The sequence below is a fragment of the Streptomyces sp. JLYT201 genome (genome assembly GCF_059448825.1).
The window spans coordinates 3,389,887-3,411,486 of record NZ_CM182551.1 but is presented as its reverse complement, the minus strand read 5'-3'; the positions used below and the strand labels follow the sequence as shown (position 1 = coordinate 3,411,486).

General features: G+C 72.0%; 18 protein-coding genes. 6 read left to right on the top strand and 12 right to left on the bottom strand.

From position 1 onward, the window contains the following. Window positions 1-73 precede the first annotated feature (73 nt). From pyk to pta, 3 genes are all read right to left on the bottom strand, one after another. Window positions 74-1,504, bottom strand: coding sequence for a pyruvate kinase (pyk, locus tag AC5WAM_RS13500; RefSeq protein ID WP_366790170.1), 1,431 nt, complete (start codon window positions 1,502-1,504; stop codon window positions 74-76). Window positions 1,505-1,578: 74 nt separating this feature from the next. Continuing rightward, window positions 1,579-2,790 carry an acetate kinase gene (locus tag AC5WAM_RS13495; RefSeq protein ID WP_495522729.1) on the bottom strand — a complete coding sequence of 404 codons (1,212 nt, stop codon included), beginning with the start codon at window positions 2,788-2,790 and terminating at the stop codon, window positions 1,579-1,581. Then, window positions 2,787-4,886, bottom strand: a complete 2,100-nt coding sequence (pta, locus tag AC5WAM_RS13490; protein WP_366790168.1) for a phosphate acetyltransferase — start codon at window positions 4,884-4,886, stop codon at window positions 2,787-2,789. The genes AC5WAM_RS13495 and pta overlap by 4 nt, the downstream gene beginning before the upstream one ends. A gap of 199 nt (window positions 4,887-5,085) precedes the next feature. On the opposite strand from pta, the gene AC5WAM_RS13485 reads away from it, so the two are divergent. Then, on the top strand, window positions 5,086-6,111 hold the full coding sequence (locus AC5WAM_RS13485; RefSeq protein ID WP_138961886.1) for an ATP-dependent 6-phosphofructokinase: 1,026 nt from the start codon (window positions 5,086-5,088) through the stop codon (window positions 6,109-6,111). Window positions 6,112-6,204: 93 nt separating this feature from the next. Here the strand turns inward: AC5WAM_RS13485 and AC5WAM_RS13480 are convergent, their stop codons facing one another. The 6 genes from AC5WAM_RS13480 to AC5WAM_RS13455 all read right to left on the bottom strand — a co-directional run bounded on the left by AC5WAM_RS13480 (window position 6,205) and on the right by AC5WAM_RS13455 (window position 11,993). Then, entirely contained in the window at window positions 6,205-6,831 is a 627-nt protein-coding gene (locus AC5WAM_RS13480; RefSeq protein WP_495523580.1) for an XRE family transcriptional regulator, read from the bottom strand. Between the two features lie 192 nt (window positions 6,832-7,023). Beyond that, a complete protein-coding gene (locus tag AC5WAM_RS13475; RefSeq protein WP_495522728.1) occupies window positions 7,024-7,854 on the bottom strand; it encodes a carbohydrate ABC transporter permease in 831 nt (276 codons plus the stop codon). Further along, complete coding sequence (locus AC5WAM_RS13470) at window positions 7,854-8,660, bottom strand: carbohydrate ABC transporter permease (RefSeq protein ID WP_495523579.1); 807 nt, start codon at window positions 8,658-8,660, stop codon at window positions 7,854-7,856. The genes AC5WAM_RS13475 and AC5WAM_RS13470 overlap by 1 nt, the downstream gene beginning before the upstream one ends. 98 nt (window positions 8,661-8,758) lie before the next feature. Then, on the bottom strand, window positions 8,759-10,123 hold the full coding sequence (locus AC5WAM_RS13465) for an extracellular solute-binding protein (RefSeq protein WP_495522727.1): 1,365 nt from the start codon (window positions 10,121-10,123) through the stop codon (window positions 8,759-8,761). A gap of 123 nt (window positions 10,124-10,246) precedes the next feature. Continuing rightward, window positions 10,247-10,456, bottom strand: coding sequence for a hypothetical protein (locus AC5WAM_RS13460; protein WP_138961891.1), 210 nt, complete (start codon window positions 10,454-10,456; stop codon window positions 10,247-10,249). 97 nt (window positions 10,457-10,553) lie between these two features. Continuing rightward, on the bottom strand, window positions 10,554-11,993 hold the full coding sequence (locus tag AC5WAM_RS13455; RefSeq protein ID WP_495522726.1) for a cation:dicarboxylate symporter family transporter: 1,440 nt from the start codon (window positions 11,991-11,993) through the stop codon (window positions 10,554-10,556). 185 nt (window positions 11,994-12,178) lie between these two features. On the opposite strand from AC5WAM_RS13455, the gene AC5WAM_RS13450 reads away from it, so the two are divergent. Both AC5WAM_RS13450 and AC5WAM_RS13445 read left to right on the top strand, forming a co-directional pair. Next, window positions 12,179-14,032 (top strand): sensor histidine kinase, encoded by a 1,854-nt coding sequence (locus AC5WAM_RS13450; protein ID WP_495522725.1) that lies wholly within the window; start codon window positions 12,179-12,181, stop codon window positions 14,030-14,032. After that, the gene (locus tag AC5WAM_RS13445; protein WP_366790163.1) at window positions 14,029-14,724 is read left to right on the top strand and encodes a response regulator; all 696 of its coding nucleotides are present in this window, start codon (window positions 14,029-14,031) and stop codon (window positions 14,722-14,724) included. Before AC5WAM_RS13450 ends, AC5WAM_RS13445 begins: the two co-directional genes overlap by 4 nt. Here the strand turns inward: AC5WAM_RS13445 and AC5WAM_RS13440 are convergent. Continuing rightward, entirely contained in the window at window positions 14,700-15,002 is a 303-nt protein-coding gene (locus AC5WAM_RS13440) for a DUF397 domain-containing protein (protein ID WP_495522724.1), read from the bottom strand. The two genes, AC5WAM_RS13445 and AC5WAM_RS13440, sit on opposite strands and share 25 nt — an antisense overlap. Window positions 15,003-15,006: 4 nt before the next feature. Continuing rightward, a complete protein-coding gene (locus AC5WAM_RS13435) occupies window positions 15,007-15,888 on the bottom strand; it encodes a helix-turn-helix domain-containing protein (protein ID WP_495522723.1) in 882 nt (293 codons plus the stop codon). Between the two features lie 177 nt (window positions 15,889-16,065). On the opposite strand from AC5WAM_RS13435, the gene AC5WAM_RS13430 reads away from it, so the two are divergent. After that, a complete protein-coding gene (locus tag AC5WAM_RS13430; RefSeq protein WP_495522722.1) occupies window positions 16,066-16,506 on the top strand; it encodes an ATP-binding protein in 441 nt (146 codons plus the stop codon). Here AC5WAM_RS13430 and AC5WAM_RS13425 read toward each other — a convergent pair. Continuing rightward, complete coding sequence (locus AC5WAM_RS13425; RefSeq protein ID WP_495522721.1) at window positions 16,503-17,186, bottom strand: TetR/AcrR family transcriptional regulator; 684 nt, start codon at window positions 17,184-17,186, stop codon at window positions 16,503-16,505. The two genes, AC5WAM_RS13430 and AC5WAM_RS13425, sit on opposite strands and share 4 nt — an antisense overlap. A gap of 150 nt (window positions 17,187-17,336) precedes the next feature. Here AC5WAM_RS13425 and AC5WAM_RS13420 point away from each other — a divergent pair, with 150 nt between their 5' ends. Both AC5WAM_RS13420 and AC5WAM_RS13415 read left to right on the top strand, forming a co-directional pair. Then, a complete protein-coding gene (locus AC5WAM_RS13420) occupies window positions 17,337-19,028 on the top strand; it encodes an MFS transporter (protein WP_495522720.1) in 1,692 nt (563 codons plus the stop codon). Window positions 19,029-19,095: 67 nt separating this feature from the next. Then, on the top strand, window positions 19,096-21,513 hold the full coding sequence (locus AC5WAM_RS13415; RefSeq protein ID WP_495522719.1) for a hypothetical protein: 2,418 nt from the start codon (window positions 19,096-19,098) through the stop codon (window positions 21,511-21,513). Window positions 21,514-21,600 lie beyond the last annotated feature (87 nt).

Sequence of the window (21,600 nt, the reverse complement as noted above, 5' to 3'; positions counted from 1 at the left end):
GAGGCGAGGACGACGAAGGCGGAGGGTGCCCCGGCCGGGGCACCCTCCGCCTTCGTCACGCGGCGCCGGTGGCTCAGTCGCGGCAGCCGTTGCCCAGGTGGTGCACCCGGACCATGTTCGTGGTGCCGGGGACGCCGGGGGGCGAGCCCGCGGTGATGACCATGGTGTCGCCCTCGTTGTAGCGCTTGAGCTTGAGCAGCTCGGCGTCCACGAGCTCGACCATGGCGTCCGTGTTGTCGACGTGCGGGACGACGAAGGACTCCACGCCCCAGCTCAGCGCGAGCTGGTTGCGGGTCTCCTGGTCCGTGGTGAAGGCCAGGATCGGCTGGGCCGCGCGGTAGCGGGACAGGCGGCGGGCGGTGTCACCGGACTTGGTGAAGGCCACCAGCGCCTTGCCGTTGAGGAAGTCCGCGATCTCGCAGGCGGCACGGGCCACCGAACCGCCCTGCGTCCGCGGCTTCTTGCCGGGCACCAGCGGCTGCAGGCCCTTGGAGAGGAGCTCCTCCTCCGCGGCCGTGACGATCTTCGACATGGTCTTGACCGTCTCGATCGGGTACGCGCCCACGCTGGACTCGGCCGACAGCATGACCGCGTCCGCGCCGTCCAGGATCGCGTTGGCGACGTCGGACGCCTCGGCACGCGTGGGGCGGGAGTTGGTGATCATCGACTCCATCATCTGGGTCGCGACGATCACCGGCTTGGCGTTGCGGCGGCACATCTCCACGAGGCGCTTCTGCACCATCGGGACCTTTTCGAGCGGGTACTCGACGGCGAGGTCGCCGCGCGCGACCATGACGCCGTCGAAGGCCGCCACGACGTCCGCCATGTTCTCGACGGCCTGCGGCTTCTCCACCTTGGCGATGACGGGGACCCGGCGGCCCTCCTCGTCCATCACCTTGTGGACGTCCTTCACGTCGTTCGCGTCGCGCACGAAGGACAGGGCGACCATGTCGCAGCCCATCGCCAGGGCGAAGCGCAGGTCGTCGATGTCCTTCTCGGAGAGCGCGGGCACGTTCACGGCCGCGCCGGGCAGGTTGATGCCCTTGTGGTCCGAGATGACGCCGCCCTCGACGACGATCGTCTTGACGCGCGGGCCGTCGATCTCGACGACCTTCAGCTCGACGTTGCCGTCGTTGATGAGGACCTGGTCGCCCTTGGTGACGTCGCCGGGCAGGCCCTTGTACGTCGTGCCGCAGATCGACTTGTCACCGGGGACGTCCTCGGTGGTGATGGTGAACTCGTCACCGCGCACCAGCTCGACCGGGCCCTCGGCGAAGGTCTCCAGGCGGATCTTCGGGCCCTGGAGGTCGGCGAGGACGCCGATGGCGCGACCGGTGCGCTCCGCCGCGGCCCGGACGCGGTCGTACCGCCCCTGGTGCTCGGCGTGCGTGCCGTGGCTGAAGTTGAAGCGGGCCACGTTCATGCCGGCCTCGATCAGCGAGACGAGCTGGTCCTCGGAGTCGACGGCGGGACCCAGGGTGCAGACGATTTTGGAACGGCGCATGAGGGCGATCCTATCGGTTTGTTTCGCTACGGAATATTCCGTCTGGCGGAAGATACAAATGGGCGCGGGGGTGCTCAGCTGTTCTTTCCTGCCAGTGCATAAGTCTGCGTGGCGATTTCCAGTTCTTCGTCGGTCGGCACGACCGCGACCTTCACCCGGGCGTACTCGGGGGAGATCAGCCGGGGCTCGTCGGAGCGCACCGCGTTGAGGCCGCCGTCCACCGCGAGGCCCAGTTCCTCGAGGCCCGCCACGGCGGCCTCGCGCACCGGCGCCGCGTTCTCGCCGACACCTGCCGTGAAGGCGACGGCGTCCACCGTGCCGAGAACCGCGTAATAGGCGCCGATGTACTTCTTCAGCCGGTGAATGTAGATGTCGAAGGCGAGCCGGGCCTCTTCGTCGCCCTCGTCGATCCGGCGGCGGATCTCCCGCATGTCGTTGTCGCCGCACAGGCCGATAAGGCCGCTCTTCTTGTTGAGGAGCGTGTCGATTTCGTCGATGGAAAGGCCGCCGACCCGCGCCAGATGGAAGATCACGGCGGGATCTATGTCCCCGGAGCGCGTACCCATCACGAGCCCCTCCAAAGGCGTCAGGCCCATGGAGGTGTCCACGCACCGGCCGCCGCGCACGGCGGACGCGGAGGCGCCGTTGCCGAGGTGCAGCACGATGACGTTCACGTCCTCGGGGGCCTTGCCGAGCAGCTTCGCGGTCGCCCGCGACACGTACGCGTGCGAGGTGCCGTGGAAGCCGTACCGGCGCACGCGGTGCGCGTCGGCCGTGGCCACGTCCATCGCGTAGCGGGCGGCCGACTCCGGCATCGTCGTGTGGAAGGCGGTGTCGAAGACCGCGACCTGGGGCAGGTCGGGGCGGAGTGCCCGGGCCGTGCGGATGCCGGTGATGTTGGCGGGGTTGTGCAGCGGGGCCACCGGCACCAGGCGCTCGATCTCGGCGAGCACCGCGTCGTCGATGACGGTGGGCTCGGTGAACTTCAGGCCGCCGTGCACGACCCGGTGGCCGATCGCGGCCAGCTCGGGCGAGTCCAGGCCGAGCCCGTCCGCGGCCAGCTCCTCGGCGACGGCCTTCAGCGCGGCCTCGTGGTCGGCGATCGGTCCGGTGCGCTCGCGCTCGGCGCCGCCGCCCGTCAGCGGGGTGTGCTTGAGCCGGGAGGTCTCCTCGCCGATGCGCTCGACGAGGCCCATGGCCAGGCGCGTCGAGTCCGCCATGTCGAGCAGCTGGTACTTCACCGACGACGAGCCGGAGTTGAGGACGAGGACACGGGTGGCGCTCACTGGGGGGCCTTCTCGGTGGGGGACTGGGTGGGGGTCTGGGCCTGGATGGCCGTGATGGCGACGGTGTTCACGATGTCCTGGACGAGCGCGCCGCGGGACAGGTCGTTGACCGGCTTGCGCAGGCCCTGGAGCACCGGGCCGACGGCGATCGCGCCGGCCGAGCGCTGCACGGCCTTGTAGGTGTTGTTGCCGGTGTTCAGGTCCGGGAAGACCAGGACGCTGGCCTGGCCGGCGACGTCGGAGCCGGGCAGCTTCGTGGCGGCCACCGACGGCTCGACGGCGGCGTCGTACTGGATCGGGCCCTCGATCTTCAGGTCCGGGCGCTGGCCGCGGACCAGCTCGGTGGCCTCGCGGACCTTGTCGACGTCGGCGCCCGAGCCGGAGGTGCCGGTGGAGTACGACAGCATCGCGATGCGCGGCTCGACGCCGAACTGCGCGGCCGTGGCCGCCGACTGGACGGCGATGTCCGCGAGCTGCGTGGCGTTCGGGTCGGGGTTGACCGCGCAGTCGCCGTACACGAGGACCTTGTCGGCCAGGCACATGAAGAACACCGACGACACGATCGACGCGTCCGGCTTGGTCTTGATGATCTCGAAGGCGGGGCGGATGGTCGCGGCCGTGGAGTGCACGGAGCCGGACACCATGCCGTCGGCGAGGCCGCCCTGCACCATCAGCGTGCCGAAGTAGTTCACGTCGGCCACCACGTCGTACGCCAGCTCCACGGTCACGCCCTTGTGGGCGCGCAGGCGCGCGTACTCCTCGGCGAAGCCCTGGCGCAGCTCGGAGGTCTGCGGGTCGACGAGCTGGGAGTCCGCGAGGTCCACCCCGAGGTCGGCGGCCTTCTTGCGGATGGTCTCCACGGGGCCGAGCAGCGTCAGGTCGCACACGCCGCGGCGCAGCAGGACGTCGGCGGCGCGCAGCACGCGCTCCTCGGTGCCCTCGGGAAGGACGACGCGGCGGCGGTCGGCGCGGGCCCGCTCCAGGAGCTTGTGCTCGAACATCATCGGCGTGACGCGGTCGCTGCCGGACACCGCAAGGCGGGCCAGGAGCTCGGCGGTGTCGATGTGCCGCTCGAAGACGCCGAGGGCGGTCTCCGCCTTGCGCGGCGTCGCCGCGTTCAGCTTGCCCTCCAGGGCGAACAGCTCGCCCGCCGTCGGGAAGGAGCCCCCGGCGACGGCGATCACGGGCGTGCCGGGCGCGAGCCGGTCGGCCAGGCGCAGGATCTCCGGGCCCGGCTGCTCGTTCAGGGTGAGCAGGACGCCCGCTATCGGCGGGGTGCCCGCGCTGTGCGCGGCGAGCGCGCCGACGACCAGGTCGGCGCGGTCGCCGGGGGTGACGACCATGCAGCCCGGGGTCAGGGCGTTCAGGAAGGTCGGCAGCATCGCGCCGCCGAAGACGAAGTCGAGGGCGTCCCGGGCCAGGCCCGAGTCGTCGCCGAGGAGGACCCGGCCGCCGAGCGCGTGGGTGATCTGCGCGACGGTCGGCGCGGCCAGGGCGGGCTCGTCGGGCAGCACGTAGCAGGGCACCGGCAGGCTCGCGGCGAGGCGCTCCTGGATCTCGGCGCGGTCGGCGGGGGCCACGCGGTTGGTGACCATCGCGAGCACGTCGCAGCCCAGGGCCTCGTAGGCGCGGTAGGCGTTGCGGGTCTCGGCGCGCACCGACTCGGCGGTCTGGTTCTTGCCGCCGACGACGCCGAGGACGGAGGCGCCGAACTCGTTCGCGAGCCGGGCGTTGAGCGACAGCTCGTCGGGCAGCTGGGTGGCGGCGAAGTCGGTGCCGAGGACCAGGACCACGTCGTACGCGCGTGCGACCTCGTGGAAGCGGTCGACGAGCTGGGAGACCAGCTCGTCGGTGCCCTTCTCGGCCTGGAGCGCGGACGCCTCGTGGTAGTCCATGCCGTACACGGACGCCGGGTCCTGTGAGAGCCGGTAGCGGGCGCGCAGGAGCTCGAACAGCCGGTCCGGTCCGTCGTGGACGAGGGGGCGGAAGACACCCACGCGGTCCACCTGGCGGGTCAGGAGTTCCATGACTCCCAGCTCGACGACCTGACGGCCGTCGCCCCGGTCGATCCCGGTCACGTACACGCTGCGCGTCACGCGTGCTCTCCGTTTCTTCTCGGTCTTCCCTGGTGAGGAGGGGGAGGGCAGCTCCGGCAGCGCCGGAAAATCACCCGATATTGTTGGTCGTGCCCTCTTGACAATACCTCCGTGGCTGGCTAAGTCGCAGGCTGGCCGAACGCCGTGGAACAATCGGACCGGCTCACACGAAGCAACAGCGAGCAGGAGACACAGCGCGATGCGTATCGGAATTCTCACCGCGGGCGGCGACTGCCCGGGCCTCAACGCAGTGATCCGGTCGGTCGTGCACCGAGCGGTCACCAACTACGGCGACGAGGTCATCGGCTTCGAGGACGGCTACGCGGGTCTGCTCGACGGCCGCTACCGGACCCTGGACCTGAACGCGGTGAGCGGCATCCTCTCCCGCGGCGGAACGATCCTCGGCTCCTCCCGTCTGGAGCGCGCCCGCTTCCGCGCCGCCTGCGACAACGCCAAGGACCTGATCGAGAAGAGCGGCTTCGACGCGCTCATCCCGATCGGCGGCGAGGGCACGCTGACCGCGGCGAAGATGCTCCACGAGGCCGGGGTACCCGTCGTGGGCGTGCCCAAGACCATCGACAACGACATCTCCTCCACGGACCGCACCTTCGGCTTCGACACGGCCGTCGGCGTGGCCACCGAGGCCATGGACCGGCTGAAGACCACCGCCGAGTCCCACCAGCGCGTGATGGTCGTCGAGGTCATGGGGCGGCACGCGGGCTGGATCGCCCTGGAGTCCGGCATGGCGGGCGGCGCCCACGGCATCTGCCTGCCCGAGCGGCCCTTCGACCCGGCCGACCTGGTCAAGATGGTCGAGGAGCGGTTCGCGCGCGGCAAGAAGTTCGCGGTGATCTGCGTCGCCGAGGGCGCGCACCCCGCCGACGGCACCATGGACTACGGCAAGGGCGCCATCGACCAGTTCGGCCACGAGCGCTTCCAGGGCATCGGCACGGCCCTCGCCTACGAGCTGGAGAAGCGGCTCGGCAAGGAGGCCAAGCCGGTCATCCTCGGCCACGTCCAGCGCGGCGGCACGCCCACCGCGTACGACCGCGTCCTCGCCACCCGCTTCGGCTGGCACGCCGTCGAGGCCGTGCACCGCGGCGACTACGGCCGCATGACCGCGCTGCGCGGCACGGACATCGAGATGGTGCCGCTCGCCGAGGCCGTGACGGAGCTCAAGACCGTCCCGAAGGACCGGATGGACGAGGCGGAGTCCGTCTTCTAGAGCTTCCGGGTATCTGGTTTCCGACTTTCCAGAACGTTCCATCCAGAGCGGAAACAGATTGCGCCGCCGCCCCCGGCTCCGTCCCGGGCCGTCTCAGGACGGGCCCGGGACCAGCGGCCAGAAGTGGTCGAGGACCCGGTCGAGGAAGTCGCGGCCCGCGTGGCCCGAGGCGTCCGCGCCCGTGCCGCCGCCCCAGCTCAGCGTGCGGACCATCCGCGACTGGTAGTCCGCGTGCAGGCGGCGCAGCGGTCCCTCCACGGTGCGCTTGTCGACGGCCAGGAGCTTGCTGACCGGGCGTACGTACCCCTGCCAGCGGGTCGTCACCGCGCTGCGCAGCAGCTCCGCGAGCTGCTCGGAGCGGCCGGTGACCGCGATGAAGTCCGGCAGCGAGAGCCGCAGGGTGTGCGCGAGGGCGGCGGACTGCCGTTCGCTGCCGCGCCACTGGTCGGTCTCCTCCATCCGCAGATAGGCCTGGAGCTCCACGCCCGCGCCGCGCGCCACGTCCTCCGGGGCGAGGGCGCGCGCCAGGCGGTGCTCCCGCAACGTCCGTGCGGCGCCCATGAGTTCGCCGGGCGAGCACCACAGTGTGGCCGCGAGCGCGGCGAGCTCGGCGGCGTTCGGCGTGGCGAGGCCCCGCTCCCACGCGCTGACGGTGTCCGCGGTGACATGGGCGAGGCCGTAGCTGGCCCGCATGTCGTGGGCGACGTGCCCGGGCGCCATGCCCAGCGCCTCGCGCAGCCGGCGCGCGGCGGGGAAGTCGAAGAGCGGTGGGGGCTGCCTTGCTTGCACGGGGCACACGGTAGGGGTACCGGAGTCGGGCGACTACGGTGCGTTCCTACGAGGCTGTGGCTCGGACGAAGCCACATCCGGCGGGGGCGCCCTCGGCGGGCTCCCGTGCGCCGGGCGCGGGGCTCAGCCCTTCACCGCGCCGCCCAGGGCGAAACCCCCTCCCAGGCGCCGGGCGATCAGGACGTACAGCAGGATCACCGGCGTCGAGTAGATGAGCGAGAACGCCGCGAGCTGGCCGTAGACGATGGCGCCCTTGCTGCCGAAGAAGTCGTTGATGCTGACCGCCGCGGGCATCTGGTCGGGGGAGAGCAGCAGCATGAACGGGACGAAGAAGTTGCCCCACATCAGGACGAAGGAGAAGACGGTCACGACGGCGACGCCCGGCCCCATCAGGGGCAGCACGATGCGGATCAGGGACTGCAGCGGCGAGGCGCCGTCCGTCCAGGCGGCCTCCTCCAGCTCCTTGGGCACGCCGTCCATGAAGTTCTTCATCAGCCAGATGGCGAACGGCAGTTGGGAAGCGGCGAAGAAGAAGATCGTGCCCTGGAGGGTGTCGATGAGGTCGACGCGGACGAACAGCGCGTACACCGGAACCATGATCGCGGTGATGGGCAGGCTCGTCGCGAACAGGATGGTCAGCATGAACGGCCGGTTGAGGCGGGAGGAGTAGCGCGACAGCGGGTAGGCCGCGAGGGCGGCGCTCACCACCGTCAGGAGCGTGCCGCCGCCGCACAGCAGCAGGCTGTTCAGCATCGGCGTGAAGGTGATCTCGTCGGTGAGGACGGCGTCGAAGTGGTCGAGCGTGAAGCCGTCCGGGCTCTTCACGCCCACGTCGGCCCTGGGGTCGACGGCGGACAGCAGCACCCAGGCGAGCGGCACGGCGAAGGCCGCCGCCACCGTCAGCAGGCCGATGTCGGCGGCGAGGCGGCGGCTGCGGGCGCGGCGTGCGGACATCAGACCTCCGTGCGCAGCAGGCGCATGTAGAGCAGGGAGAACAGGGACCCCACGAGGAGCAGCAGCAGGGCCACCGCCGTGCCGTAGCCGATCATGCTCTTCTGGAAGGCCTGCTCGTACATGAACAGGGGCAGCGTCTGGCTGCGGTTGCCGGGACCGCCGCGTGTCATCACCCAGATCAGCCCGAAGACGGACAGCGTCTGGAGGGTGTTGAGCATCAGGTTCGTGCCGATGGAGCGGCGGATCATGGGCAGCGTGATGTGCCACATCCGGCGCCAGCCGCCCGCGCCGTCGACCTCCGCGGCCTCGGTGACCTCTCGCGGGATCTCGCTCAGCGCCGCCGAGTAGACCAGCATCGAGAAGGCCGTGCCGCGCCACACGTTGGCGAACGACACCGCCAGGATCGGCAGGCTGAACAGCCAGTTCTGGGACGGCAGATGGAGCACGTCGAGGACCGCGTTGAGGGTGCCGTCGCGGCGGAAGAAGGCGTACAGGAGGAAGCCCGCGACGACCTCGGGCAGCACCCACGCCGTGACGACGACGGCCCCCGTGACGGTACGCACCGGCTTGGAGGCCCGCCGCATCAGGACGGCGAGCGCCAGGCCGAGCGTGTTCTGACCGAGGACCGAGGACAGGAACGTGAAGACGAGCGTCAGCCACACCGCGTTGAGGAAGTCCTCGTCGTCGAAGGCCGTGCGGAAGTTCTCGAAGCCGACGAAGCTCTCGTGCGCCTGGCCGGTGAGCTGGAGGTCGGTGAAGGCGATGTACGCGCAGTAGCCGATGGGGCCCGCGAGGAACAGCGCCATCAGGACCACGGCGGGCGAGACCGGCAGGGCGCGGCCCAGGGAGCGGACGAGGCGCCGGCGGCGCGGCGGGGCCTCGCGCGGGGCCGTCGCCAGGGCCTTCACCTCTCGATCACCTTGCCGTCGGTGGCCGACCTGACCTCGTCGTCGTAGCCGCGCGCCGCGTCGTCCACGGAGCCGTCACCCGTGGTGACCTCTTCCATGGCCTCCTGCATCGCCGTGGAGACCTTCGGGTACGCGGGGTAGGCGGGCCGGTAGTGGGTGACGGCGACCAGGTCGGTGAAGAACCGGATGCCGGGCTGCGCCTTCACGTACTCGGGGTCCTTCGCGACGTCCTCGCGCACGGAGATGCCGGAGTTGGCGATGTACCACCGCTTCGCGTTCTCCTTCGTCTGCATCGTCTCGATGAACCGGAACGCCAGGTCGGGGTTGTCCGCCTTCGCCGGGACGGCCCAGGTCCAGCCGCCGGACATGCTGACCCTGCCGGGCGCCTGACCTGCTTGCGTGGGCATGGCCGCGAGGCCCAGCTCCTCGGACCACTCGGGCCATTCGTGCCCGGAGCCCTTCAGCCAGTCCTGCGGCAGCCAGGAGCCGTCGAGGTTGATGGCGAGCTTGCCCTTGGGCAGGAACTCGCCGCGCACGCGGGTGGCCATGTTCGGGTCGAGCGCGTCCTCGACGTCCGGACCGAGCTTCTCCTTGTACACGGTCTCGACGAACCTCAGGGCGTCCTTGAAGCCCTTGCTGCCCACGACCCACTTCTTGGCCTTCGGGTCGTACACCGGGTCCTTGCCCGTCCCGTACAGGAGCATCTCCAGGCCCTGCATGGAGGAGGTCTCGCCGCCGGGCTTGCCGGTGTACACGTTCAGCGGCACGACACCGGGCACCTTGTCCTTGACGGTGCGGGCCGCGTCCAGGACCTCGTCCCAGCTCTTGGGCCGCCAGTCCTGCGGCAGGCCCGCCTTCTTGAAGACGTCCCTGCTGAACCACAGCCCGCGCGTGTCCGTCCCGTCCGGCACGCCGTACGTCTTGCCGTCCTCCGCCCGCGCCGCGGCCTTGGCCGTGTCGATGAACTTCGGCCACTCCTTCCACTTCTCCAGATACGGGTCGAGAGGTCTCAAGTACCCGCTGGTGATGTCGGAGTTGATGAGGAAGGTGTCCTCGTAGACGAGGTCGGGCGCGGTCTTCGGGGAGCGCAGCATCTGCTGCACCTTCGTGTAGTACTCGGCGTCCGGCGCCTTGATCGGCACCAGCTTCACCTTCTTGCCCGGATGCGCCTTCTCGAACTGCTTCTTCATGGCCTCCAGGTAGTCGTCCATCACCCGGATCTGGTTGTCCATGGACTGCTTGTACGACACCTTCACGGTGTCCGGGTCGTCACCGGAGCCGCCGCCGCACGCGGTGAGGGCACCGGCGGCGAGCACGGTCGCGAGGAGGAGAGGAGCGGAAGCGGTGGGGCGCACGGGCACGACCTCCTACGGTCCGGCGCGGCCGCACTGCCTGCCGCGCACGGCCGCCGCCCGGTGAACGTAAGCGCTTGCTGGAAGCAAGGTCAATGCCCTTGCAGGGGGCGCGGCGGGCCTGCCGCGCGCTCAGCGGTGCAGCCGGGCCGGCAGGTCGTCCCACTGCGGGCCGAGGCGGTAGTGGGAGGTGTGCACGCAGTCCGGGCACACGTACTGCGTGCACCAGCCGCCGCCCCGGCAGCGGACCTCGCCCACGGGTATCGGGGCGGTCGTCCAGTGGCCACAGACGCCGAGCACGCGGTCCGGGAGGGCGGGAAGAGCGGAAAGAGCAGTACGCATGAGGGTGGTCAGCTCCTCGGAAGTCGTAGCGGCAGCCCCCGGGCCGCGGGGGTCCGGGGGCTGCCGCACATCACTTGGGGGGCACTGCCGCGAGGGCCTACGCCTGCACCGGCGCCTTCTCCAGCGGCACCTGCTCGGGCACGGCCTCCGCCGCCGGAGGCGCCCCGTGTTCGTCGTCCACGAGCGTCCGCTCGTCGAAGGGCAGCTTGCCGTCGAGGACGAGGGCGACCCGCTCCCGGTCGACCTCCTTCGTCCACGTACCGATGAGGAGCGTGGCCACCGCGTTGCCCGCGAAGTTGGTGAGGGCGCGGGCCTCGCTCATGAAGCGGTCGACGCCGATGATGAGGCCGACGCCGTCGACGAGCCCGGGCTTGTGCGACTGGAGGCCGCTGGCGAGGACGGCGATGCCGGAGCCGGAGACGCCCGCAGCGCCCTTGGACGCGATCATCATGAACAGCAGCAGCGAGATCTGCTCCCCGATGCCCAGGGGCTGGTCCATCGCGTCGGCGATGAAGAGCGAGGCCATGGTCAGATAGATCATGGTGCCGTCGAGGTTGAAGGAGTAGCCGGTCGGCACGGTGATGCCGACGACGGGGCGGCTCACGCCCAGGTGCTCCATCTTCGCGATGAGCCGCGGCAGCGCGGACTCCGAGGACGAGGTGGAGAGGATGAGCAGGAACTCCCGGCCCAGATACCGCAGCAGCTTGAAGAGGTTGACCCCGGTGACCAGGCGCAGCAGCGTGCCGAGCACGAGCACGATGAAGAGCGCGCAGGTCACATAGAAGCCGATCATGATGGTGGCCAGCGCCCTGAGCGCGTCCGTGCCGGTCTCCCCGATGACGGCGGCCATCGCGCCGAACGCCCCGATGGGCGCGGCCCACATGATCATGCCGAGGACGCGGAAGACCAGCTTCTGGATGTGCCCCACCCCGCGCAGGATCGGCTCGCCCGTGCGGCCCATGGCCTGGAGGGCGAAGCCGACGAGGAGCGCGACGAGCAGGGTCTGGAGGACCTCGCCCTGGGTGAAGGCGGAGACCATCGTCTTCGGGATGATGCCGAGCGCGAAGTCGACGAGGCCCTTGTCCGCCTCGTCGGCCGCGTCGTGGCCCGCGGCCTTGTCCGAGGAGGTCAGGTCCATGCCGGAGCCGGGGTGCAGGATGTTGCCGACGACCAGGCCGATGGCCAGGGCGACCACGGACATGGCGACGAAGTAGGCGAGCGCGAGCCCGCCGACCTTGCCGACCTTCGCGGCCTGGCGGACCGAGCCCACGCCGAGCACGATCGTGCAGAAGATGATCGGCGAGATCATCATCTTGATCAGGTTCACGAAGCCGGTGCCGAGGGGCTTGAGCTCCTTGGCGAAGTCCGGCGCGGCGAAACCGACCGCGATGCCGATGAGCACGGCCGCGATGACGGCGATGTAGAGGTAGTGGGTGCGGTCCCGCTTCGCGCGGGGCGCGGGCGGGGTGCCCGTCCCCGCCGCGGGTGGTGCCGCTCCGGTCCCGGCGGCGCCCGCCGCCGTCCTGTCCTCTGCCACGGTTGCCTCCTTGGGCGACTACGACCACTGTGTCCTCGCGAGTCGTGCGGCTCACGTCCTGGCGATTCCGGGTGACTATCTCCCGGAGTGTGAGGGCGGTCACCCTTGCGTTCATTGAGTTCGCGCCGCGGGCCGCCGCCGGCGTTCCTTTAGGTCAGGCGCGTGCGGCGAGGCAGACTTGCACCATGCCCCAGCCCTCCCGACCGCCCCGCCGACCGCGGGCTCCGCGCGCGCCGCGCAGCCTCGCCGGTCAGCTCTTCGCCATGCAGGTGGTCCTGGTGGCGGTGGTGGTCGCGGGCTGCGCCCTGTTCACGTACCTCAGCGACCGGCACCAGGCGGAGGAGGCGGCCCGGCGCCAGGCCACGGCGGCGGCGCGCGCGGTCGCGGACGCGCCGTCCGTGCGCGAGGCGATCCGCGGGGACGACCCGTCCCGCGCGCTCCAGCCGTACGCGTCGCAGGTCCAGCGGGACACCGGCGTCGCCTTCGTGACGATCATGGACCGGCGCGGCATCCGCTGGACCCACCCCGACCCGGCCCGCATCGGGCAGCGCTTCCTCGGCCACACGGCGGAGGCGCTGCGCGGGCAGACCTTCACGGAGACGTACACCGGCACCCTCGGCGCTTCCGTGCGCGTGGTCACGCCCATCCACGACGGCGGCCGGATCGTCGGCCTGGTCAGCGCGGGCATCACCATCGACGAGATCACCGCGAAGGCGCGCGGCCAGCTGGTGGCGCTCGTCGGCGTCGCGGCCGCGGCCCTGGTGCTCGGCGCCGTCGGTACGTACGTCATCAACGCGCGGCTGCGCCGCAGCACCCACGGCATGAACGCGGCCGAGCTGAGCCGCATGCACGACTACCACGAGGCCGCGCTGCACGCCGTGCGCGAGGGGCTCCTCATGCTCGACGGGCGGCGGCGGGTGGCGCTCATCAACGACGCCGCGCGGGAACTGCTCGGCGCGGACGAGGGCGTCGTCGGCGCCTACGTCACCGACCTCGGCCTGCCCGCGCCGCTCACCGGCGCGCTGCTCGACGCGGCGCCGCGCGTGGACGAGGTGCATCTGACGGCGGACCGCGTCCTCGTCGTCAACACCTCGCCGGTCTCCGGCGGCGACCGCAAGGGCACCGTGGTCACCCTCCGCGACCACACCGAACTCCAGTCCCTCACCGGCGAGCTGACCTCCGAGCGCGGCTTCACCCGCGCGCTGCGCTCCCAGGCCCACGAGGCCGCCAACCGGCTGCACACCGTGGTGTCCCTGATCGAACTGGGCCGCGCCGACGAGGCGGTGGAGTTCGCCACGGCCGAGCTCGAACTGGCCCAGGCCCTCACCGACCAGGTCGTCGCGGCCGTCAACGAGCCGGTCCTCGCGGCGCTGCTCCTCGGCAAGGCGGCCCAGGCCAACGAGCGCGGCGTCGAGCTGGTCATCTCGGACGACACCAGCGTCGACGACGGCGAACTGCCGCGCACGCCCGCCGCGCGCGACCTCGTCACCATCCTCGGCAACCTCATCGACAACGCCGTCGACGCGGCGCAGGGCTCCCCGTCCGCCCGCGTCACGGTGACCGTCCTCGCCCGGCCCGACACCCTGCTGCTCCGCGTCGCGGACACCGGCCCCGGCATCCCCGAGGCCCACCGCGAGGCCGTCTTCACCCGGGGCTGGTCCACCAAGTCGCCCGACGGCCGGGGCCTCGGCCTCTCCCTGGCCCACCAGGCGGCCACGCGCAACGGCGGGACGCTGACGGTGGCGGAGTCCCCCGCGGGCGGCGCGGAGTTCACGGCGACGCTGCCGCTCAGCGCACCACCGGACGCTGCCGCCGGGCCGGGCCTCGAAGCCGGGCCGGGCTCCGCGGGGGCGCGCCCTGTCGCCGGGCCGGGCTCCGAGGCCGGGGCACGCCCCGGAGCCGGGCCGGGCTTCGGAACCGGGGCGCACCCCGAAGCCGCGCCGGGCTCCGGAGCGGGGGCGTACCCCGCCGCCGCGCCGCGCCCCGGAGCCTCTCCGAACTCCGAAGCCTCCGAGCGTCGAGAAGGGGCCCAGAGATGACCGAGCCCGCCCCCGCCCCCATCCGCGTCCTCGTCGTCGAGGACGACCCCGTCGCGGCCGACGCCCACGTCCTGTACGTCAACCGGGTACCGGGCTTCGAGGCCACCGCGACCGCCCACACCGCCGCCGAGGCGCGCCGCGCGCTCGACCGCGGGCCCGTCGACCTGATCCTCCTCGACCTGAACCTTCCCGACGGCCACGGCCTGTCCCTGGCCCGCAGTCTGCGCGCCGCCGGGCACAAGGCGGACGTCATCGCCGTCACCTCCGCCCGCGACCTGACCGTCGTCCGCGAAGGCGTCTCCCTCGGCGTCATCCAGTACGTCCTGAAGCCCTTCACCTTCGCCACCCTGCGCGACCGGCTCACGCGCTACGCCGAGTTCCGCAGCGCGGCGGGCGAGGCCACCGGGCAGGACGAGGTCGACCGGGCCCTCGCGACCCTGCGCGCCCCGGCGCCCGCCACCTTGCCCAAGGGCCTCAGCGGCCCCACCCTGGAGCGCGTCACCCGCACCCTGCGCGACGCCCCGCCCGAGGGCCTGACCGCCGCGACCGCCGCCGACCTCACGGGCCTCTCGCGCATCACGGCCCGCCGCTACCTGGAGCACCTGGTCGACACGGCCCGCGCGGCCCGCAGCCCCCAGTACGGCCAGGTGGGCCGCCCGGAACTGGTCTACCGCTGGCTGCCGCCGTCCTGAACGACCCCAGCCACGAAGGCGGCCCAGGCGGGCCGCCCGAGCAGCAGGGCGGGCCCTTCGGGGTCCTTGGAGTCACGTATGCCGACACCGCCGCCGACTTGGCCGGCGAGATCGGCGACCTCTATGCAGTTGTTGCCGGTGCCGCCGCTGTACGACGACTTGTGCCAGGTGGTGAGGTCGGCGACTTCCAGGCAACTGCTGGGCGTGCCGTCGCTGTACGACGACTTGAACCAGGCCTCTTCGGGGGCGAGATCCGGCGCGTTGAAGCGAGCGTTCATGGGCTCACAGCTCTCGTTCTAGTCGGTGCAGAAAGTCGGCGGTGTCCTCAGGCGGTAGCGCGGAAGCGACCATGGCGTCGAACCGGCGTGTGAAGCGGGCGACCTCGCGGGGCTTGTCCGACGTGGAAACGGCGTTCCAGGCGCTGTCGATCTGGACTCGGGGCGGGATGCGGTCGCCCAGGTCGAGGATCGCGAAGTCGTTCGTCGTGCGGTATCCCCAGCGGAACGGCAGTACCTGGAGCGTCACGTGTTCCAGAGCCGACACCTCCACCAGCTTCGCGTACTGCTCGCGCATCGCTTCGGTGCCTCCGACCGGATACCGCAAGGCGGCTTCGCCGAGGATGACGTGCAGCTTGACCGGGTCCTCCCGGGTGAGGATCTCCTGACGCTTCATACGCAGTTCCACGCTACTTCGGATGAGGTCCGACGGCGTCTCCTCGACGGGCTTCTGCACCTCGTGCAGTGCGGTGGCATAACGCTCGGTCTGGAGGAGCCCGTGCACCAGGGTGGGGTGATACGCCTTCATGCTGCGTGACTCCGGCTCAAGACCGACGAAGGCGGGCAGCTCGGGTGGCATGGGTCCGCGGTACTGCGTAAGCCAATCCTGCGTCGAGGACTCCCGATTGAGGTTGATCAAGGAGTTGATGACCGCCTCGTCGGTGACGCCGTACTTGCTCAGCAGCTTGCGCAGGTCGCCCACGTTCCGGAAGTTGAGGGCGCCGGTCTCGATCCGCTGGAGCGATGTCTCTGAGATCTTCAGACCTTGGACGGCTTGCTTCCGTGTGAGGCCGCCTCCACTCTCACTCTGTCCGCAGCTTTCGCGCAACTGCCTCAGCTGCAAGCCCAATTCGAGGCGCTGACTGGTGCGCCCACGCTTCGCCGCCATGCTGCTCGCTCTCGTCGCGCTGTGTGTGTCAGCGGTTGCCGTGCGGCGAGTGTGGCACCGGCTGCCGCGCCTGCGCAGGCGCTTGCGCGGATCCAGGCATAGTCCAATGTTCCCCCGCTGGATATTCAATGGGCTTTCGATTGCAGTCGAACGCGGAACGGCGCGACCGTAATCGGCATGAAGAACCCCACGGCACCGGCACCCCCACCTTCACCGGCGAGCGAACCCCCGCACACCTGGTCCACGAGCTACCCCCTGACCCCCGCGGCCGCAGGCCTCGCCCGGAAGGGCACGCGGGGGCGGCTCGCCGCGTGGCGGTGGGGCGGCGACGTCGACGACGCCGTGCTCGTCGTGTCCGAGCTGGTCGCCAACGCCGCCCGGCACGGGCACGTCGCGGGTCACCACCTGTGGCTGCGGCTCGCCGTCACGGCGCACGGCGGCCTGGTCGTCGACGTGTCGGACCCGGTGGGGGAGTTCCCCGGCTTCGAGTCGGCGGCCCCGCACGGGGAGGGCGGCCGGGGCCTGCTCGTCGTACGCCAACTCGCCCAGGACGTGGGCTGGTTCCCGCGCCGGGGCCGGGGCAAGACGGTCCGCGCGCTGCTGGCCCGCAGGGGCTAGGCGAGGTCCGCGGCCACCTCGTTCACCAGGGCCGTCGCCTCCGGGAGGGGGAGGCCCGCTGCTGTCAGGAAGGTGATCGGGGCCGCGCGGCCCGCCTCGTCGGCGTCGATCGTGCCGTCGTTCACCGCCTCCATCAGGCCGAAGACGATGCTCTCCAGGACGTAGACGAGGGCGCGCGGCGGCACCGTGGTGGTGAACCGGCCCTCGTCCAGGGCGCGTTGGAACATCGCGGCGCCCGCCGCGTTCATGGGGGCCAGGCGTTCGCGGATGCCGTCCATGGTCACCGCGCGCTGCGCGAGGGAGAGCAGCAGGCGGTAGCGGTCGGTGACGCGCCAGACGCCGAGCATCGCGGCGGCGACGGCGCGCGCCGGGTCGTCGGCGTTCGCGTAGGCGGCGCGGTGCGCGGCCATCACCGCTTCGACGGCCTCGTCGAGGAGGGCGGTGACCAGCGCCTCGCGGCTCGGGAAGTGGCCGTAGACCGTGCGGCGCACCACCCCGGCGCCCCGGGCGATCTGGTCCATGGAGGCGTCCGGGTCCCGGGTCAGCTCGGCGTGGGCGACGTCGAGGATGCGGCGGCGGTTGGCGTCGGCGCGGGCCGTGGCGGCGCCGGCGGCCCCGCCGGTGGCAGGTCTCGCCCCGGCGGCCCCGGTGCGCGGCGGCGTCGGTTTCGTACGGCTCATGGCGCCATTGTGCCGCCGATCCACGCACTTGCACATCGCTGTGCAAGATGGCCGCCCGTCCGCTACATTGCACAGCGGCGTGCAAATGCACAGTCATGTGCAATTTTCTGTGTTCCGCGTACACGTACGACGTACTCCGAGGTGGCCCCGATGCCTTTGTTGATCAATGAGCCGGTGGAGCGGATGGACCGGCCCTACGCCCGCCGCTGGTGGGCGCTGCTCGTCCTGTGCCTGAGCCTGCTGATCGCCGTCATGGCGAACACCGCGCTGACGGTGGCGGCGCCCGACATGACCCGCGACCTCGACCTCAGCAGCTCCGACCTGCAATGGGTCATCGACGCGTACACCGTTCCGTACGCCGCCCTGATGCTGCTCTTCGGCGCCATCGGCGACAAGTACAGCCGGCGCGGCGCGCTCGTGCTCGGGCTGCTCGTGCTCAGCGCGGGCGCGGGGGCGGGGGCGCTCGCCGACAGCTCGACGGCCGTCATCGTCGCGCGCGGCGTGATGGGCGTGGGCGCGGCGATGATCATGCCCGCGACGCTCTCGCTGCTCGCCTCGACGTTCCCGCGCGAGGAGCGGGCCAAGGCGATCACGCTGTGGGCGGCCACCTCCGGCATCGCCATCGCGGCGGGTCCGCTGATCGCGGGCCTGCTCCTGCGGCACTACGGCTGGGCGTCGACCTTCCTGATCGACGTCCCCGTGGCGGCCGTCGCGATCGCCGGAGCCTTCGTCCTCGTACCGCCGTCGAAGTCCTCGGCGGCGGGGCGCATCGACTACGTGGGCGGGCTGCTCTCCGTCGTCTGGATCGGCGCGCTCATCTACATGATCATCGAGGGGCCCGGCTTCGGCTGGGGCGCCGCTGCCGTCGCCGCTGCCGTGGTCGCCGCCGTCGGGCTCGTCGTCTTCGTCGTCTGGGAGCTGCGCCACCCGCGCCCCGTCCTGGACGTCCGCAAGTTCGCCCGGCGCGGCTTCTCCGGCTCCAACCTCGCCGTGGCCCTGTTCTTCGTGGCCGCCTTCGGCGCCTTCTACTTCCTCACCCAGCACCTCCAGTTCGTCCTGGAGTACGACCCGCTGGAGACGGGCGTGCGCATGCTGCCGCTCGCGGGCGCGGTCTTCGTCGGCTCCGCGCTCACCGGCTTCCTCACGCCGAGGCTCGGCGCGAAGGTGATGGTCACCGCGGGCATGGTCGGCGGCACCACGGCCATGGCCCTGCTCACCGCCACCGACGCGGCCTCCACGTACGGGGACTTCGTGCTGCCCCTCGTCGTGCTCGGCCTGTCGATGGGGCTCGCGGTCTCGCCCTGCACGGACGCCATCATGGGCGCCTTCCCCGAGGCGGAGCTCGGCGTCGGCGGCGCCGTCAACGACACCTCGCTCGAACTGGGCGGCTCCCTCGGCATCGCCGTCCTCGGCTCGGTCCTCGGCACCTCGTACGCCGACGCCCTCGCCGACGAGACGGCGGGCAGCAAGCTCCCGGCGTCCGCCCTCGCCCAGGCCCAGGACTCCGTCGGCGCGGGCGGCGGCGTCGCCCAGGCCGTCGGGCAGCAGGCGCGGCGCCTCGCCGAGCAGGCCGCGGGCGCGAACTCCCCGCAGAAGGCCGCCGAACTGAAGGCCCAGGCCGCCGAACTCGCCCAGGGCGCCGAGCAGATGAAGCACGCCGTGGGCACCTCGTTCTCCGACGCGGTGGCCCACACCAGCCTGATCGCGGCGGTCATCCTCGGCGTCGGCACGCTGGTGGTCGCCCTGCTCCTGCCGGGGAAGCGGCAGGCGCCCGCCGGGCCCGTGTCCGGCGCCGCCGCGCCGACGCCCGACACCGCGAAGGAACCCGTGTCACAGCCCTGACACGGGGGCCGCGCGACCTCGCCGAACCGGTGGCCCGGCGATCAGCGCCTTGCCATGATGCTGACCCATGGAGACGGGAAGGCCGAGTCCCGCGGGGGTCCGCCGGCTGCTCGGCGGCGGCGTGGTGGTCCTGGTCGCCGGGTGCGTCTGGGCAGGCTGGTCCGTGTCCCGCGGGGGACTCCAACCTCAGGACGTCTCAGGGGTGTTGGGACTGCCCGTCGGCATCCTGGGCATCCTCGTCGGCGCGGCCGTCAGCCTCGGCGCGCTCCGCCTCCAGCAGGCCACGGACGCCCGGGCCGCCGCGCTCGACTCCCTCGCCGGGGCGGTGCGCGAGATCGAGGTCGCCGAGCGCGCCCACATGCTCGGCGGCGGCGCCCACCTGATCGACCTGCGCGTCGAGGTGACACCCCGGCAGGGCGGCACCGAACCGCCGGGGTCGCAGCGGCTCTCCGACGTGGCCGCCTGGTACTGCGCCGCGCCGGGCCGCCTGGTCGTCACCGGAGCGCCCGGCGCGGGCAAGACGGTCTTCGCCGTGCACCTCGTGGTCCGGCTCCTCGCCGCGCGCGGGCCCGCCGACCCGGTGCCCGTGCGGCTCGCCATCGGCGACCTGCCCGCACCGCGCACCCACCGGCGCTGGTGGGGCCGCTGGCGGACCGTGGGCGGCTTCGAACGCTGGCTGACCGACAGCCTGGTGAAGGTCTACGGCCTGCGCGAGGGCACCGCCGCCGACCTCGTCGCGCGCCGCCTCGTCATCCCCGTACTCGACGGGCTCGACGAGATGGACGCGGAGGTCACCGGGCCGGAGCCGGGCCGCGCGCAGCGGGCCCTGGACGAGCTGAACGCCTACGAGTCCGTGGACGGCAGCGCGCCCGTGGTGCTGACCTGCCGCGCCCAGCGCTACACGGAGCTGTCCGAGCGCTACGCCTGGCTGCGGCAGTCGGCGCTGCTGCGCATCGCGGGCGTCGACGTCGAAGAGGCCCGCTCCTACGTCGAGAAGCGGTCCGACGGCCGGGGCTCGCCGCTGGACGCGCTGCTCGACGGCGCGGGCGAGGCCGTGGCCCAGGCGCTCAGCTCGCCCTTCTACCTGGGGCTCGCGTACGCCGTGTACGGGGAGGCGGCCCAGGGCCAGGCCCAGCCACTGGCGCACCTGGCGACGGCGGACGAGGTCCGCGAGCACCTCCTGGCCCACTACATCCCGGCGGCCACGCGGGCCGCGAACACGGCGGCGCAGCGGGCGCGGCAGCGGGTCGTCGCGACGGAGTCGCCCTGGGGCCGCCAGGCGGAGTACGAGCCCGCCCGCGTGCACCAGTGGCTGCACCACATGGCCGGGGAGGAAGGGAAGCTCTCCTCGATCGGCGAGGCCCTCGGGGCGGCGTCGGCGCGGGCGCTCGGGGGCGCGGTCATGGCGCTGATGCTCGGGGCCGCGTTCCTGTGGGGGCGGTCCGTGGAAGGGCTCTTCCCCGCCCGCTGGTGGGACCACCAGCACGGCGTGGTGGTGTCCACGGTGGTCGCCGGCGCGGTGGGGGTGCTCGCCGGAGCCCTGTTCGTGGCGGCGGTGACCGACTCGCTGGCCTTCGCACCGTCGGAGCGGGTGCGTGGCTCCCGCGCGGGCCTGGGCAGACGGCTGTGGCAGGTCGCCACGCTGTGGGGAGACATCGCCTCCTGGGCGCTGCTGCTGCCGGTCCTGCTGGTCGTCGGCGCCGCGAGCCCGGTCGTGGGCTGGCTGGCGTGGGTCCCCGAGCCCGCGTCGTACGTGGCGGGCGCCGTCGTCTGCTTCGGCGTCTGCGTGGCCCTCGCGGCGAGCGAGAACACGGTCGCCCACGTGGACGGCCGGAGCCTCGCCGGGTGCGTGCTCCTGCCTCTGCTCGGCTGGTCGTTGGGGTTCGTGATGGAGGAGGTCCACGGTCGGCCGGGGCACATCGCCTCCCTCGTCGGCTTCTGGATCGTCGGGGCCTTCCTGGTGGACTCGACCAAGGCCACGGGCTTCGCCCTCGTGACGGGGTTCGGCATGTGCCTGGCGACGACGGTGCCCGAGAGCATCGGGCCCGACGGCGGGGCGTGGGGCGGCGCCGCGGTGGGCTTCGTCGCCTACTACGTCCTGGGCTGTCTGTTCCTCGGGTCGGGCTCGGCGGAGCGGACCTGGCGCGGGGTGCGGCGCGCCGGGCGCGCGCTGCGGCTGCCCGGGTGGCTCTCCCTGGTGGTCGTCCCGTACGCGGTGGGCGTGGCGGGGGAGGGGCTCCTCGGATTCGCCGGTGTCGTCGGCGTGGCCGTGGTCTGGGTGGCGGTGAGTGCGGCCGTGCTGCTCGACGTCCTGCTGCTGTGGCTCGCCGCCGCGCTCCTGGGCCGCGTCCCGGCGCGCGTCGACGCCTTCACCACCTGGGCCTACCACGCGGGCCTGCTCCGCATCGTCGGCGGCGACTACCAGTTCCGCCACAGCGAGCTGCACGCATGGCTGGTACGCAACCCGCGCGCCCCCCGCCCCTGAAATCGCGTTGACGGCGGCGAACGGGCGCGGCCACGCTGAGCAGCACCGGGCCGCCCGACCAGCGGCCGTGGCGCGACGGGGGAGTAC